The organism is Enterobacter cloacae complex sp. 394F7 (assembly GCF_057320385.1).
On the sequence record NZ_JBXWCS010000008.1, the window covers coordinates 202,780 to 216,447 of the forward strand.

Below are 13,668 nucleotides of genomic sequence, written 5' to 3' on the forward strand. Positions count from 1 at the left end.
AAAAATGCGTATTAGCACCCAGATGATGTACGACCAGAACATGCGGGGAATCACCGATTCCCAGAGCAAGTGGCTGAGCTACGGTGAGCAAATGTCCACCGGTAAGCGTGTTAACCGTCCGTCGGACGATCCTATTGCGGCGTCGCAGGCGGTTGTGCTGTCACAGGCTCAGGCGCAAAACAGCCAGTTTGCGCTGGCACGTACGTTTGCGACCCAAAAAGTCTCGCTTGAAGATAATGTCTTAACTCAAGTGAACACGGCACTGTCGAGCGTAACGGAGAAATTAGTTTACGCTGCAAACGGAACGTTAAGCGATGATGACCGCCTGTCGCTGGCGACTGATATCCAGGGGATCCGTGATCAGCTGATGAATCTTGCTAACACTACTGATGGTAACGGTCGTTTTATTTTTGCCGGCTATAAAACCGAAAGTGCACCGTTTGAGGCTGCTACCGGGAATTATAATGGTGGCGCTGAGCCGATAACGCAGCAGGTCGATACGGCGCGGAACATGGCCATTAGCCATACAGGAAAGCAGATTTTTGAGAGCATCACCAGTAATGCGCAAGAGTTGCCGGGTGGAGGATATGGCGAAACTAATCTGTTCAAAATCCTCGATTCCGCCATTGACTCGCTAAAGGTACCGATTGAGAACGATCCGGCTGCTGCTGCTGCGCAAAGCCAGGTGATCAAAAACGTGCAAATTGGTGTCAAAAACTCCCAAAACAACATCCTGACGGTGGTTGCTGATGTGGGAACCAAACTGAACGAACTGGAGAAACTGGATACTCTGGGTGACGATCGTGCGCTGGGCCAGACTAAGCAGATGAGTGACCTGGTTGATGTGGACTGGAATGAAGCGATTTCCTCTTACACCATGCAGCAGGCTGCCTTGCAGGCGTCCTATAAAGCGTTTAGCGATATGCAGGGTATGTCGCTGTTCCAGTTGAACAAATAACATCTTTACCTCTTAGAACATGTCTTGAAACTGGGCATGTTTTGACTGCCCAATCCGTCTGGATTGGGCATTTTTTTAGGCGATGTCTGCCTGCACGGCGCTGACGCGAGCGCTCTCAATCAGGCGAATGACCAGCGCAATGACGCCGCATACCGTCGCAAGCGCGACCACCCCAGCCCATCCTGCCAGCGTATAGATATTACTGCCCAGCGCAGAGCCCAGTGCCATGCCGATAAAGATTACCGTAAAGAGCAGGGCGTTCAGGCGTCCACGGGCCTGCGGCTCAAGGCTATACACCAGATTCTGATGCGCCACCAGGCTTGACTGCAGACCCAGATCGAACCCGACGGCGGAGAGGGCAATCAGGATGAGCTGTCCATGCAGGCCCAGCGCGGGCATCAGGAACATCAGGGCAAATGAGACGGTCACGAGAAGCGCACCGAGCTGCGTGACTTTTCCGGCACCCAGCTTATCGGCCAGACCTCCCGCCAGCGGGGCGGCTAACGCACCTGCAGCACCTGCAATACCAAATCCCCCCGCGACCGCACTTCCTAAGTGATAACGTTCCAGCAGCATCACTGCCAGCGTGGACCAGAAGGCGCTAAAGGCAATCGACAGAAAACCCTGAGCCAGCGCCGCGCGGCGCAGAGCCGGATAACGACGCCACAGGTGTTCCATAGAACGCAGCAGCGCCGGATAGCTCAGGGTGGAGTGGATGGCAAACCGCGGGAGTACGGCCCACATAACAACGCCGATAAACGCAATGCTCGCGGCAGCCAGCTGGTACATGACGCGCCAGCCAAAAGCCTCACCTACCACGCCGCTGACGGTTCGGGAGAGCAGAATACCCAGCAACAGGCCGGTCATCACCGTACCGACGGTTTTCCCCTGTTTGCCTTCCGGTGCAAGGATTGCCGCGGCAGGGACGATATCCTGCGCCATGGTGGCGGCCATGCCGATAAGCAGACTTGCCAGCAGCAGGGAGTGGATCTGTCCGGTCAGGCTACAGCCAAGCAGAAATAGCGCCAGGGCTGCACTTTTTATCAGGATCAGTGTTCTGCGGTCGTGGCGGTCGCCGAGCGGCAGCAGGAACAGGATCCCCAGAGCATATCCCGCCTGGGTAAGCGTCGGGACCATGCCCATTCCTTCGATACTCAGGTGCAGGTCAGCGCCCATCAGTGGTAGCAGAGGCTGGGCATAATAGATGGATGCCACACTGAAGCCCGCACCGAGCGCCAGCATTAAGATGACCCAGCGGCTTACGGCATGGGCGGCGGATGTTGTGTTCATAAGATGTTCCTCATTCATCGTGTGTGGCTATTTTTTATCAGCACGCCTTGCAGCGGTAGCGGGCCTGGTGGTAAAACGCTTATACGTTTAGCGTATAGGCAAAAAGATGATGAAAAGAGTTGAGCGTATAGACAGGGTGGAGTTAATGCGCACGTTTGTTCGTATTGTTGAGGCCGGGTCCCTCTCTGCGGCGGCACGGCAGCTGGCAACCACCCAGGCCACGGTGAGCCGACGGTTGCAGTCGCTTGAGACGATGCTCGGTGTGCGCCTGATATTGCGCACTACTCACACGACGCGTCTGACGGATGACGGCGAGCGCTGCTATCAGCACGCCCGTCGGGTGATTGACAGCTGGCTGGCACTGGAAGATGAGGTAGGGCAGACGGAAGACGAACCGGTAGGCGTCCTGCGGGTTCGCGCCCCGCACGCGTTTGGTCAGGATCAGCTCCTGAAACCGTTAACCGAATTTCTGCAGCGTTATCCGCAGCTTTCTATTGAGTGGATGCTCAACGACCGGTCGGCTGACTTTCTCGGCGACAACCTTGACTGTGCGATTCGGGTGGGCATGGAGGTTGACCCGGCGACCGTGTCCGTGCTGCTGGCTGAGGTGCCGCGCTCAGTGGTGGCTTCTCCGGCATTGCTGGCCCGTTTTCCAGCGGTTAACACCCCGGAAGATTTGCAGCAGCTTCCCTGGATAGCCATCAGCTCTTTCTACCAGCGCCATGTGGAGCTTTTTCACGATGCCTCGCCAGCCACCGCGCGCGTGGCGATTACTCCCCGCCTCAGTACCGACAGTCTGTATGTCGCACGCAATACGGCTATCACCGGGCTTGGCGTGGCGGTGGTATCAAGCTGGACAGTGCAGGACGATATTCGGGAAGGGCGGCTGGTGCATTTACTGCCCGAGTGGCAGCCGGCGGCGTTACCGGTGCATCTGGTTTACCCCTGGTCCCGCTACTATCCGGCGCGCTTGCGGCGTTTTCTGGAGTTGATGCGGCAGATCATGCCGGAGGTCACTGGAATGAGAAAGCCGCTACCGCAGCCATAAAAAAGCCGACCCGAAGGTCGGCTTTCACACTTAGCGTGCGTTATTCAACTGACTGCGGACGGGTTGCTGGTGCAGTAGCCTTGTGCGTAGCACTGTGACCACCGGCAGCACCTTTACCTTCGAAGTTGAACTCCGGGCGAACCCAGTCGCTGTGACGCGGTGCTTCAGGCACATACTCAGGCGCAGGGGCGCGAGTCATCGGTGCTGTGGCAACGTGCGCAGGCGCGACGGCAACCTTCACCGGCTCGGGTTTCACTTCCGGCGCTTTCGCTTCTTCAACAACAGGTTCAACCTGAATCTCAACGTCCTGCACAACCTCTTCGGTCGTGGTTTCAACGATAGTTTCAGCGGTTTCTTCCACTGCGGCTACAGGTTCAGCCTCTTCAGCGACTTCTTCAGCCACCACGGCATCTTCTTCGGCAATAAGCTGCGGCGCGGCATCAACCGGGGCAGCAATCACTTCTGGATGGGTGGTTTCGACGTCCACAGCGTGAGGTGCTTCAGTTTCAACAACCTGTGGTTCAACCACGGTTGCCGCTTCCGTTACAACCTCTTCTGCCGCTGCTACTGGTGCAATCACCTCTTCGGTCACTGCCTGTTCTTCAACAGCCTGTTCCGGGCGAGCAACAGGGTAGCGGATCCAGACTTTACCGGATGCCATTTCAGGTGACGCGCACGCCACGGTCATTGGCATTGGGGATTGCGTTGGGTAACGCTCGTCACGGTAGCGACGACGACGCTGACCACTCACGCGCAGATGACGCGGAGAACGGCGCGAGCGACGCGGCATACCCGCGTTGTCACGGTTTTCACCGTTTTCATCCTGCTCTACCTGATTTTCCACGACGGCCGGGAGGTCAACTTTCGCAACCTGCGTGCCCGTTGTGGTTTCTGTCACTTCGGCTGCGACAGCTGCGGTTTCTTCTGCCTGAACAGCACCAACGCGCACTTTCTGAGACAGCTGGCGCTGCTTACGACGTGGCATAACCTGAGTACGTTCTTCCTGCTCGGTCTCCTGCTGCTCAGCAGGCTCTTCGCGATTCAGGTTTTTAACGTCCTGCTGCGCCTGGCGTTTTTCGTCGTTACGGCGACGGTTACGCTCACGGCGAGGCTGCTGCTCGTCGCGCTGTTTGCTCTTCTCGGACTCATCGCCCGCCTGCTGGCGAATTTCACGATCTTCAACGTTCTGCTGTTGTTTCTCGCGACGGTTGCGACGGTTGTCTTCGCGTTGCTCACGGCCTTCATTGTTGTCTGAACGGTTATCACGACGCTCGTTACGGTCGCTGCGGTCATTACGATCGCGGCGGTTGTTCTGACGCTTACGACGGTCCTGCTGACGCTCAGGTTTGGCCGCTTTAGGTTCTTCTTTCGGCTGCTCTGGCTGAACTTCTTCACCTGCGAACATTTTCTTAAGCGCGCCAAAGAAACGGCTCAGCAGACCCGGTTGTACTGGCTCGGCTTTTGCCGCCACAGCCGGTTTTTGTGCCGCAGGTTTAGCCGCTGGTTTTTCCAGGGCACTTTCTGGCGGAGCTTCCGGCATGATGAAGGTCGCTAACGCAGGCTGCTCTGGCAGTTTACGCTCGGCTGGCTCTTCATCAGATGGCAGCGCCATCTCTTCTTCATGCAGCTTCGGCAGCAGGTAGCTGAGCGTGCTGGTCTCTTCGCCTTTACGGACACGCAGCACGTGATAGTGCGGCGTTTCCATCTGGTCGTTTGGCACGATGATGCAGCGAACGCCGCCCTGGCGCGCTTCAATGGCACTCACCGCGGCACGTTTTTCGTTCAGCAGGTAGGAGGCAATTGGCACCGGAACAATGGCGTGAACCTCTTTAGTGTTCTCTTTCAGCGCTTCTTCTTCAATCAGACGCAGAATAGAGAGAGACAGAGATTCGTTATCACGAACGGTCCCGGTACCGGAGCAGCGCGGGCAAACGTGATGGCTGGATTCGCCCAGAGACGGGCTCAGGCGTTGACGAGACATCTCCAGCAGGCCGAAGCGCGAAATATGGCTAATCTGGATACGCGCACGATCCTGGCGCACCGCTTCGCGCAGACGGTTTTCAACCGCACGCTGGTGACGAACAGGGGTCATGTCGATAAAGTCGATAACAATCAGACCACCCAGGTCGCGCAGGCGGAGCTGGCGGGCGATTTCATCAGCGGCTTCAAGGTTGGTGTTGAAGGCGGTCTCTTCGATATCGCCGCCGCGCGTCGCACGTGCGGAGTTGATGTCGATAGCGGTCAGCGCTTCTGTGGTATCGATAACGATAGAACCGCCGGATGGCAGACGGACTTCACGCTGGAAGGCGGACTCAATCTGGGATTCAATCTGATAGTGGCTGAACAGCGGGATTTCGCCGGTGTACAGTTTGATTTTGCTGGTGAAGTCCGGACGACCCAGTGCGGCGATGTGCTGGCGAGCCAGCTCAAGCACTTTCGGGTTGTCGATGAGAATTTCACCGATATCCTGACGCAGATAGTCGCGGAAGGCACGTACAATAACGTTACTTTCCTGGTGGATCAGGAACGGAGCAGAGCGGCTTTCTGCTGCTTTCTGGATAGCTTCCCAGTGCTTCAGACGGAAGCTTAAGTCCCACTGCAGCGCTTCGGCAGATTTGCCCACACCGGCGGTACGCACGATAAGACCCATGCCATCCGGCAGTTCAAGACTGGCCAGCGCTTCTTTCAGTTCGGTACGGTCATCGCCTTCGATACGGCGAGAGATACCACCCGCACGCGGGTTGTTTGGCATCAGTACCAGATAACTTCCTGCCAGGCTGATAAAGGTTGTCAGTGCGGCACCTTTGTTGCCGCGCTCTTCTTTATCAATCTGAACAATCACTTCCTGACCTTCACGCAGAACATCTTTGATATTCGGACGGCCATGAGCGTTGTAGTTAGCAGGGAAATATTCGCGGGCGATTTCTTTCAGAGGGAGGAAACCATGACGCTCAGCACCGTAATCGACAAATGCAGCCTCAAGGCTTGGTTCAATGCGGGTGATTTTACCTTTGTAAATGTTCGCTTTTTTCTGTTCGTGTCCAGGACTTTCGATATCCAGATCGTACAGGCGCTGCCCATCCACAAGGGCGACACGCAACTCTTCTTGCTGAGTTGCGTTGATTAACATTCTTTTCATCGTAACTTACTCGTTATTCTTACATTGACGACAAAGCTGCGGGCAAGGTGACGCTTTCCGGGGTATGAACCGATGGCCTCGTGTCTATTCACGTCGCCAACCTCACGGTTGTCGCTCGCTTAAGAGGCGCAGAGTGTCGGTTGCCTGTGTTTCATACGGAAACACAGCGCAATTATCAGGGGAATTGCCTGGGTAGAACTCTCCAGAGAACAATCCTTATACCGGGAAGTACTGCAACCCGCAGCCCGCTAACTGCCTGAAAGATCAATACGTCTTACGCCATTGCTGCGTGGATGATCGGTCAGACAAAATTGGTCATTCCGTCGACATCCTTACAAAACCCGGATTTAACGCGGAAAACGGCTTCATTATTCCACTGCTCGCCGGGTTATAGCAAGATGACTTTTACCAATTATCACCCGGTTACTCACAGTTTCTTCACTTCAGGATGGTGATTGGTTTAATAACCACCAAATCGATTGCGCGAAACCGGGGCAGGCCGGATAAAAGTAAATATAAGCATAGAAAAATGAGTGGCGCTAATGCCTGACGATATTTAGAATCGCCAACCATGAAAACAGAGACTCCAGCCGTAAAAATGGTTGCTATCGCCGATGATGAAGCGGGGCAACGTATCGATAACTTTTTGCGCACCCAGCTGAAAGGGGTACCAAAAAGCATGATTTACCGCATCCTGCGTAAGGGCGAGGTGCGGGTTAACAAAAAACGCGTGAAGCCTGAGTATAAGCTCGAAGCCGGTGACGAAGTGCGTATCCCGCCGGTGCGTGTTGCCGAACGTGAAGAAGAGGTCGTGTCGCCTAAGCTGCAGAAGGTGGCCGCCCTGAGTGATGTGATCCTGTATGAAGATGACCACATCCTGGTGCTGAATAAACCGTCGGGTACGGCGGTACACGGCGGCAGCGGTCTCAGCTTCGGCGTGATTGAAGGGCTGCGCGCGCTGCGCCCGGAAGCCCGTTTCCTCGAACTGGTTCACCGTCTCGATCGTGACACCTCTGGCGTGCTGCTGGTCGCCAAAAAACGTTCAGCCCTGCGCTCGTTGCACGAGCAACTGCGCGAAAAAGGGATGCAGAAAGATTATCTGGCGCTGGTGCGCGGTCAGTGGCAGTCCCACGTGAAAGTGGTGCAGGCCCCACTGCTGAAAAATATTTTGCAAAGCGGTGAGCGAATCGTTCGTGTCAGCCAGGAAGGTAAACCGTCTGAGACGCGCTTCAAAGTAGAAGAGCGCTATGAGTTTGCCACCCTGGTGCGCTGTAGCCCGGTGACGGGCCGAACCCACCAGATTCGCGTGCATACCCAGTTTGCGGGCCATCCGATTGCGTTTGACGACCGCTATGGCGACAGGGAATTTGATAAGCAACTGGCGGGGACGGGGCTGTCGCGTCTGTTCCTGCATGCGGCAGCACTGAAGTTTACCCATCCAAACACCGGCGAGACTATACGTATTGAAGCGCCGCTGGATGAGCAGTTGAAACGCTGCCTGAAAGTTCTGCGCGGCTAAGGTAAAAGTTAAACGGCAACGGAGTTGCCGTTTTTAATGTTTGCACCCTCTCCCTGTGGGAGAGGGCCGGGGTGAGGGCATCAGGCCGCAAAAAGTCACGCCGTCAGCGGATTACACGCTTCGCGTCTTAACATCTGGCACAGCGCAATCAGCGGTAAGCCCACCAGCGTGTTCGGATCACGCCCCTCCAGCTTTTCGAAGAGCGCAATCCCAAGACCTTCACTTTTAAAACTGCCGGCGCAGTTGAGAGGCCGTTCACGACGCACATAATCAGTGATTTCTTGCTCGCTCAGGTGTCGGAAGTGAACATCAAACGGTTCGCATTCGGTCTGCAGGTGGCCCACGGCGGAGTTGTAGAGCGCGAGGCCGGTATAAAAGGTAACAATATTGCCGCGCGCCTGCATAAGCTGTTTACAGGCATTCTCTTCGGTGTGTGGTTTACCGGTGATGACACCATCCAGCACGCAAACCTGATCGGAGCCTATAATCAAATGCGAAGGGTATTGTGCGGCAAGCGATTGTGCTTTCTCTTTCGCCAGACGCGTCACTAAATGACGCGGCGACTCGCCAGGTTGTGGTGTCTCTTCAACGTCCGGCGCGGCACACACAAACGGGATCCCGAGCTTTTCCAGCAACATTCGGCGGTAGGGAGAAGTGGAAGCGAGAACGAGATTTGGCATATTTTTATCACCAGATATAGCGTATCGATGCCAGCCATTTTAAACTACAGGCCGCAATGTGTGCGAATAATTGGCAAAAGGCAGCCCTGGTTGCCTTTTTCTTTGACTATATGACGTTACAAAGTTAATATGCGCGCCCTATGCAAAAGGTAAAATTACCCCTGACTCTTGATCCGGTTCGTACGGCTCAAAAACGCCTCGATTACGAAGGTATCTATACTTCCGATCAGGCTGAGCGTATTGCCGAATCCGTAGTCAGTGTGGACAGTGATGTGGAATGCTCCATGTCGTTCGCTATCGATAACCAGCGCCTTGCCGTTTTAACCGGTGATGCAAAGGTGACGGTAACGCTCGAATGTCAGCGTTGCGGGAAACCGTTCACACAGCACGTTCACACAACGTATTGTTTCAGTCCGGTTCGTTCTGACGAACAGGCTGAGGCACTCCCGGAAGCGTATGAGCCGATTGAGGTTAACGAATTCGGTGAAATCGATCTTCTGGCTCTGGTTGAAGATGAAATCATCCTCACCTTGCCAGTGGTTCCGGTGCATGATTCTGAACACTGTGAAGTGTCCGAGGCGGACATGGTTTTTGGGGAACTGCCTGATGAAGCGCAAAAACCAAACCCATTTGCCGTATTAGCCAGCTTAAAGCGTAAGTAATTGAGGAGTAAGGTCCATGGCCGTACAACAGAATAAACCAACCCGTTCCAAACGTGGCATGCGTCGTTCCCATGACGCGCTGACTGCAGTTACCAGCCTGTCTGTAGACAAGACTTCTGGTGAGAAACACCTGCGTCACCACATCACTGCTGACGGTTTCTACCGCGGCCGCAAGGTTATCACTAAGTAATCACGCGTTTGCGTGATTAGGCTTAGTGAGGAACTCCCCGTGCAAACGGGGAATTTACCGAACCAGGCTGCGACGATACCTTGACACGTCTAACCCTGGCGTTAGATGTCATGGGAGGAGATTTTGGGCCTTCCGTGACAGTGCCTGCAGCATTGCAGGCACTGAATTCTAATTCGCAACTCACACTTCTTTTAGTCGGCAATCCCGACACAATCACGCCATTACTTGCAAAAGCTGACTTCGAACAACGTTCACGTCTGCAGATTATTCCTGCGCAGTCAGTTATTGCCAGTGATGCCCGGCCATCGCAGGCGATTCGCAATAGCCGTGGCAGCTCTATGCGAATGGCGCTGGAGTTGGTAAAAGAAGGACGTGCGCAGGCCTGCGTCAGCGCGGGGAATACCGGCGCGCTGATGGGGCTGTCGAAATTACTGCTCAAGCCTATTGAGGGCATTGAGCGTCCGGCGCTGGTGACGGTACTCCCGCATCAGCAAAAGGGCAAAACGGTGGTGCTCGATCTGGGCGCTAACGTCGATTGTGATAGTACAATGCTGGCTCAGTTTGCCGTGATGGGGTCGGTGCTGGCAGAAGAAGTGGTCGGGATCAACACTCCCCGTGTTGCGTTACTGAACATAGGTGAAGAAGAGACCAAAGGCCTGGACAGCATTCGTGAGGCTGCCGAATTGCTTAAACAGGTTCCCTCCATCAACTATATTGGTTATCTCGAAGCCAATGAGTTGCTGACGGGGAAAACGGATGTTCTGGTGTGTGATGGCTTCACTGGAAACGTGACGTTGAAGACCATGGAAGGGGTTGTGCGAATGTTCCTTTCTCTCCTCAAATCGCAGGGAGAAGGTAAAAAAAGCGCCTGGTGGCTGATTTTATTAAAGCGTTGGTTACAAAAAAGCCTGACGCGGCGATTCAGTCACCTCAACCCCGACCAGTATAATGGCGCCTGTCTGTTAGGATTGCGCGGCATTGTGATCAAGAGTCACGGTGCCGCCAATCAGCGAGCATTTACTGTCGCCATTGAACAGGCAGTGCAGGCGGTGCAGCGACAAGTCCCTCAGCGGATTGCCGCTCGCCTGGAATCTGTATTAGCTAAAAGTGACTGAGCGTACATGTATACGAAGATTATTGGTACCGGCAGCTATCTGCCAACACAAGTGCGAACCAACGCCGATCTGGAAAAAATGGTAGATACGTCTGACGAGTGGATTGTCACGCGCACAGGTATCCGTGAACGTCGTATCGCCGCGCCAGACGAAACCGTGTCCACCATGGGTTACGAAGCCGCACAGCGTGCTATCGAGATGGCGGGCATCGATAAAGATCAGATTGGTTTGATCGTGGTTGCCACAACATCGGCCACGCATGCTTTCCCAAGCGCAGCGTGCCAGGTGCAGAATATGCTCGGTATTAAAGGCTGCCCGGCGTTTGACGTTGCCGCAGCCTGCGCAGGTTTCACCTATGCATTGAGCGTTGCCGATCAGTATGTAAAATCCGGCGCGGTGAAGTATGCGCTGGTGATCGGTGCTGACGTGCTGGCGCGTACCTGCGATCCAACCGATCGCGGAACGATCATTATTTTTGGCGATGGTGCGGGTGCCGTACTGCTGGGTCAGTCTGAAGAGCCGGGCATCATCTCCACGCATCTGCATGCTGACGGTAGCTATGGCGAACTGTTAACGCTGCCTAATGCCGACCGTGTGAATCCGGATAGCTCTATCTATCTGACCATGGCAGGTAACGAAGTGTTTAAGGTCGCGGTGACGGAACTGGCCCACATTGTTGATGAAACGCTGGAGGCGAATGGCCTTGAGCGCACCGCACTCGACTGGCTGGTGCCGCATCAGGCGAACCTGCGTATTATCAGTGCAACCGCGAAAAAGCTGGGCATGTCGATGGATAACGTTGTGGTGACGCTCGATCGCCACGGCAATACCTCTGCGGCGTCAGTACCGTGCGCCTTTGATGAAGCGGTACGTGACGGACGAATCAAACGGGGCCAGTTGGTCTTGCTTGAAGCCTTCGGTGGCGGGTTCACCTGGGGTTCCGCGCTGGTTCGTTTCTAGGATAAGGATTAAAAGATGACGCAATTTGCTTTTGTGTTTCCGGGTCAGGGCTCTCAAACCGTTGGGATGTTGTCTGAAATGGCAGCAAACTATCCGGTAATCGAAGAGACTTTCCGTGAAGCTTCCGATGCGCTGGGTTATGATTTATGGGCGCTGACCCAACAGGGTCCAGCCGAAGAGCTGAACAAAACCTGGCAGACTCAGCCAGCACTGCTGACCGCTTCCGTTGCGCTGTGGCGCGTCTGGCAGCAGAAGGGGGGTAAAGCGCCAGCCCTGCTCGCGGGCCATAGCCTGGGTGAATACTCTGCGCTGGTCTGTGCCGGTGTGATCGCCTTTGCTGACGCGGTACGCCTGGTAGAACTGCGTGGTAAATTCATGCAGGAAGCGGTGCCAGAAGGCACGGGCGGCATGTCTGCTATCATCGGTCTCGACGATGCTTCCATCGCAAAAGCGTGTGAAGAATCAGCAGAAGGTCAGGTGGTTTCACCGGTTAACTTCAACTCGCCAGGCCAGGTGGTTATCGCCGGTCATAAAGAAGCGGTTGAACGTGCAGGTGCAGCCTGTAAAGCCGCGGGCGCGAAACGTGCGCTGCCGCTGCCAGTGAGTGTTCCGTCCCACTGTGCGCTGATGAAACCTGCTGCTGACAAGCTGGCGGTTGAACTGGAAAAAATTACCTTTAACGCACCGACGATTTCCGTTGTGAACAACGTTGATGTGAAATGTGAAACCACGCCGGAGGCTATCCGTGATGCGCTGGTTCGTCAGCTCTATAGCCCGGTACAGTGGACCAAAACCGTTGAGTTTATGGCCTCTCAGGGCGTTGAGCACCTCTACGAAGTCGGCCCAGGGAAAGTCCTGACCGGTCTGACAAAACGTATTGTTGATACCCTGACTGCCTCGGCGATTAACGAGCCGGAAGCCATTGAAGCGGCACTCTCGCAATAAAAGAGGAATACCATGAGTTTTGAAGGAAAAATTGCCCTGGTCAGTGGCGCAAGCCGCGGTATCGGGCGTGCAATTGCTGAAACATTGGCCGCGCGCGGCGCGAAAGTGATTGGTACAGCAACCAGCGAGAATGGCGCGAAGGCCATCAGCGACTATCTGGGTGCGAACGGTAAAGGTCTGGTACTTAATGTGACTGAACCTGCATCTATCGAATCTGTTCTGGAAAATATTCGCGCAGAGTTTGGCGAAGTGGATATTCTGGTCAATAATGCCGGGATCACTCGCGATAACCTGTTGATGCGAATGAAAGACGACGAGTGGAACGATATTATCGAAACCAACCTGTCATCTGTATTCCGTCTGTCAAAAGCGGTAATGCGCGCTATGATGAAAAAGCGTCATGGTCGTATTATCACTGTCGGTTCTGTGGTTGGTACCATGGGAAATGCTGGTCAGGCTAACTACGCTGCGGCGAAAGCAGGTCTGATTGGTTTCAGTAAGTCGCTGGCGCGTGAAGTCGCGTCCCGCGGGATTACTGTAAACGTTGTTGCTCCGGGCTTTATTGAAACGGACATGACGCGTGCGCTGACTGATGAGCAGCGTGCGGGTACGCTGGCAGCTGTTCCTGCGGGCCGCTTAGGCGACCCTAAAGAAATTGCCAGCGCGGTTGCATTTTTAGCCTCTGACGAAGCGGGTTACATCACTGGTGAAACCCTCCACGTCAACGGCGGGATGTATATGGTTTAATCACGATCGAAAATATTTGCGTTATTGGGGGGATTGGCCTCAAAATAACGTAAAATCGTGGTAAGACCTGCCGGGATTTAGTTGCAAATTTTTCAACATTTTATACACTACGAAAACCATCGCGAAAGCGAGTTTTGATAGGAAATTTAAGAGTATGAGCACTATCGAAGAACGCGTTAAGAAAATTATCGGCGAACAGCTGGGCGTTAAGCAGGAAGAAGTTGTGAACTCCGCTTCCTTCGTTGAAGACCTGGGCGCAGATTCTCTTGACACCGTTGAGCTGGTAATGGCTCTGGAAGAAGAGTTTGATACTGAGATTCCGGACGAAGAAGCTGAAAAGATCACCACCGTTCAGGCTGCCATTGATTACATCAACGGCCACCAGGCGTAAGTGAACATCTCCAGGCGGTCATTC

At 54.6% G+C, this 13,668-nt stretch carries 13 protein-coding genes; 10 read left to right on the top strand and 3 right to left on the bottom strand.

The window, feature by feature from the left end:
• The first annotated feature begins 4 nt into the window (after positions 1-4).
• Positions 5-958, top strand: coding sequence for a flagellar hook-associated protein FlgL (flgL, locus tag AC2FAK_RS13895; protein ID WP_095455645.1), 954 nt, complete (start codon positions 5-7; stop codon positions 956-958).
• Between the two features lie 75 nt (positions 959-1,033).
• On the opposite strand, the gene AC2FAK_RS13900 is transcribed toward flgL, so the two are convergent.
• Positions 1,034-2,248 (bottom strand): MFS transporter, encoded by a 1,215-nt coding sequence (locus AC2FAK_RS13900; protein ID WP_029881956.1) that lies wholly within the window; start codon positions 2,246-2,248, stop codon positions 1,034-1,036.
• A 145-nt stretch (positions 2,249-2,393) separates the two neighbouring features.
• On the opposite strand from AC2FAK_RS13900, the gene AC2FAK_RS13905 reads away from it, so the two are divergent.
• Entirely contained in the window at positions 2,394-3,296 is a 903-nt protein-coding gene (locus tag AC2FAK_RS13905; protein ID WP_023621658.1) for a LysR family transcriptional regulator, read from the top strand.
• Positions 3,297-3,336: 40 nt separating this feature from the next.
• Here the strand turns inward: AC2FAK_RS13905 and rne are convergent, their stop codons facing one another.
• The gene (gene rne / locus AC2FAK_RS13910) at positions 3,337-6,435 is read right to left on the bottom strand and encodes a ribonuclease E (RefSeq protein WP_095455646.1); all 3,099 of its coding nucleotides are present in this window, start codon (positions 6,433-6,435) and stop codon (positions 3,337-3,339) included.
• Positions 6,436-7,006: 571 nt separating this feature from the next.
• Here rne and rluC point away from each other — a divergent pair.
• The gene (gene rluC, locus AC2FAK_RS13915) at positions 7,007-7,954 is read left to right on the top strand and encodes a 23S rRNA pseudouridine(955/2504/2580) synthase RluC (RefSeq protein ID WP_028028073.1); all 948 of its coding nucleotides are present in this window, start codon (positions 7,007-7,009) and stop codon (positions 7,952-7,954) included.
• Between the two features lie 95 nt (positions 7,955-8,049).
• On the opposite strand, the gene AC2FAK_RS13920 is transcribed toward rluC, so the two are convergent.
• The gene (locus AC2FAK_RS13920) at positions 8,050-8,634 is read right to left on the bottom strand and encodes a Maf family protein (RefSeq protein WP_095455647.1); all 585 of its coding nucleotides are present in this window, start codon (positions 8,632-8,634) and stop codon (positions 8,050-8,052) included.
• 140 nt (positions 8,635-8,774) lie between these two features.
• Between AC2FAK_RS13920 and yceD the strand changes: the two genes are divergently transcribed.
• The 7 genes from yceD (at position 8,775) to acpP (ending at position 13,644) form a co-directional block, all read left to right on the top strand.
• Entirely contained in the window at positions 8,775-9,296 is a 522-nt protein-coding gene (gene yceD, locus AC2FAK_RS13925; RefSeq protein ID WP_013097124.1) for a 23S rRNA accumulation protein YceD, read from the top strand.
• A gap of 16 nt (positions 9,297-9,312) precedes the next feature.
• On the top strand, positions 9,313-9,486 hold the full coding sequence (gene rpmF / locus AC2FAK_RS13930) for a 50S ribosomal protein L32 (protein ID WP_003857964.1): 174 nt from the start codon (positions 9,313-9,315) through the stop codon (positions 9,484-9,486).
• Between the two features lie 80 nt (positions 9,487-9,566).
• Positions 9,567-10,601, top strand: a complete 1,035-nt coding sequence (gene plsX, locus AC2FAK_RS13935; RefSeq protein WP_063411321.1) for a phosphate acyltransferase PlsX — start codon at positions 9,567-9,569, stop codon at positions 10,599-10,601.
• Positions 10,602-10,607: 6 nt separating this feature from the next.
• Positions 10,608-11,561, top strand: coding sequence for a beta-ketoacyl-ACP synthase III (locus tag AC2FAK_RS13940; RefSeq protein ID WP_013097122.1), 954 nt, complete (start codon positions 10,608-10,610; stop codon positions 11,559-11,561).
• 15 nt (positions 11,562-11,576) lie between these two features.
• On the top strand, positions 11,577-12,506 hold the full coding sequence (fabD, locus tag AC2FAK_RS13945; protein WP_014831447.1) for an ACP S-malonyltransferase: 930 nt from the start codon (positions 11,577-11,579) through the stop codon (positions 12,504-12,506).
• Positions 12,507-12,518: 12 nt separating this feature from the next.
• On the top strand, positions 12,519-13,253 hold the full coding sequence (gene fabG, locus AC2FAK_RS13950) for a 3-oxoacyl-ACP reductase FabG (protein WP_095453159.1): 735 nt from the start codon (positions 12,519-12,521) through the stop codon (positions 13,251-13,253).
• 154 nt (positions 13,254-13,407) lie between these two features.
• Positions 13,408-13,644 carry an acyl carrier protein gene (acpP, locus tag AC2FAK_RS13955; protein WP_003857954.1) on the top strand — a complete coding sequence of 79 codons (237 nt, stop codon included), beginning with the start codon at positions 13,408-13,410 and terminating at the stop codon, positions 13,642-13,644.
• The last annotated feature ends 24 nt before the right edge of the window (positions 13,645-13,668 follow it).

Excerpts from the sequence above, each read along its gene's own strand:
- flgL (WP_095455645.1), top strand. The coding sequence starts at position 5 with ATGCGTATTAGCACCCAGATGATGTACGACCAGAACATGCGGGGAATC.
- AC2FAK_RS13900 (WP_029881956.1), bottom strand. The coding sequence starts at position 2,248 with ATGAACACAACATCCGCCGCCCATGCCGTAAGCCGCTGGGTCATCTTA.
- AC2FAK_RS13905 (WP_023621658.1), top strand. The coding sequence starts at position 2,394 with ATGCGCACGTTTGTTCGTATTGTTGAGGCCGGGTCCCTCTCTGCGGCG.
- rne (WP_095455646.1), bottom strand. The coding sequence starts at position 6,435 with ATGAAAAGAATGTTAATCAACGCAACTCAGCAAGAAGAGTTGCGTGTC.
- rluC (WP_028028073.1), top strand. The coding sequence starts at position 7,007 with ATGAAAACAGAGACTCCAGCCGTAAAAATGGTTGCTATCGCCGATGAT.
- AC2FAK_RS13920 (WP_095455647.1), bottom strand. The coding sequence starts at position 8,634 with ATGCCAAATCTCGTTCTCGCTTCCACTTCTCCCTACCGCCGAATGTTG.
- yceD (WP_013097124.1), top strand. The coding sequence starts at position 8,775 with ATGCAAAAGGTAAAATTACCCCTGACTCTTGATCCGGTTCGTACGGCT.
- rpmF (WP_003857964.1), top strand. The coding sequence starts at position 9,313 with ATGGCCGTACAACAGAATAAACCAACCCGTTCCAAACGTGGCATGCGT.
- AC2FAK_RS13940 (WP_013097122.1), top strand. The coding sequence starts at position 10,608 with ATGTATACGAAGATTATTGGTACCGGCAGCTATCTGCCAACACAAGTG.
- fabD (WP_014831447.1), top strand. The coding sequence starts at position 11,577 with ATGACGCAATTTGCTTTTGTGTTTCCGGGTCAGGGCTCTCAAACCGTT.
- fabG (WP_095453159.1), top strand. The coding sequence starts at position 12,519 with ATGAGTTTTGAAGGAAAAATTGCCCTGGTCAGTGGCGCAAGCCGCGGT.
- acpP (WP_003857954.1), top strand. The coding sequence starts at position 13,408 with ATGAGCACTATCGAAGAACGCGTTAAGAAAATTATCGGCGAACAGCTG.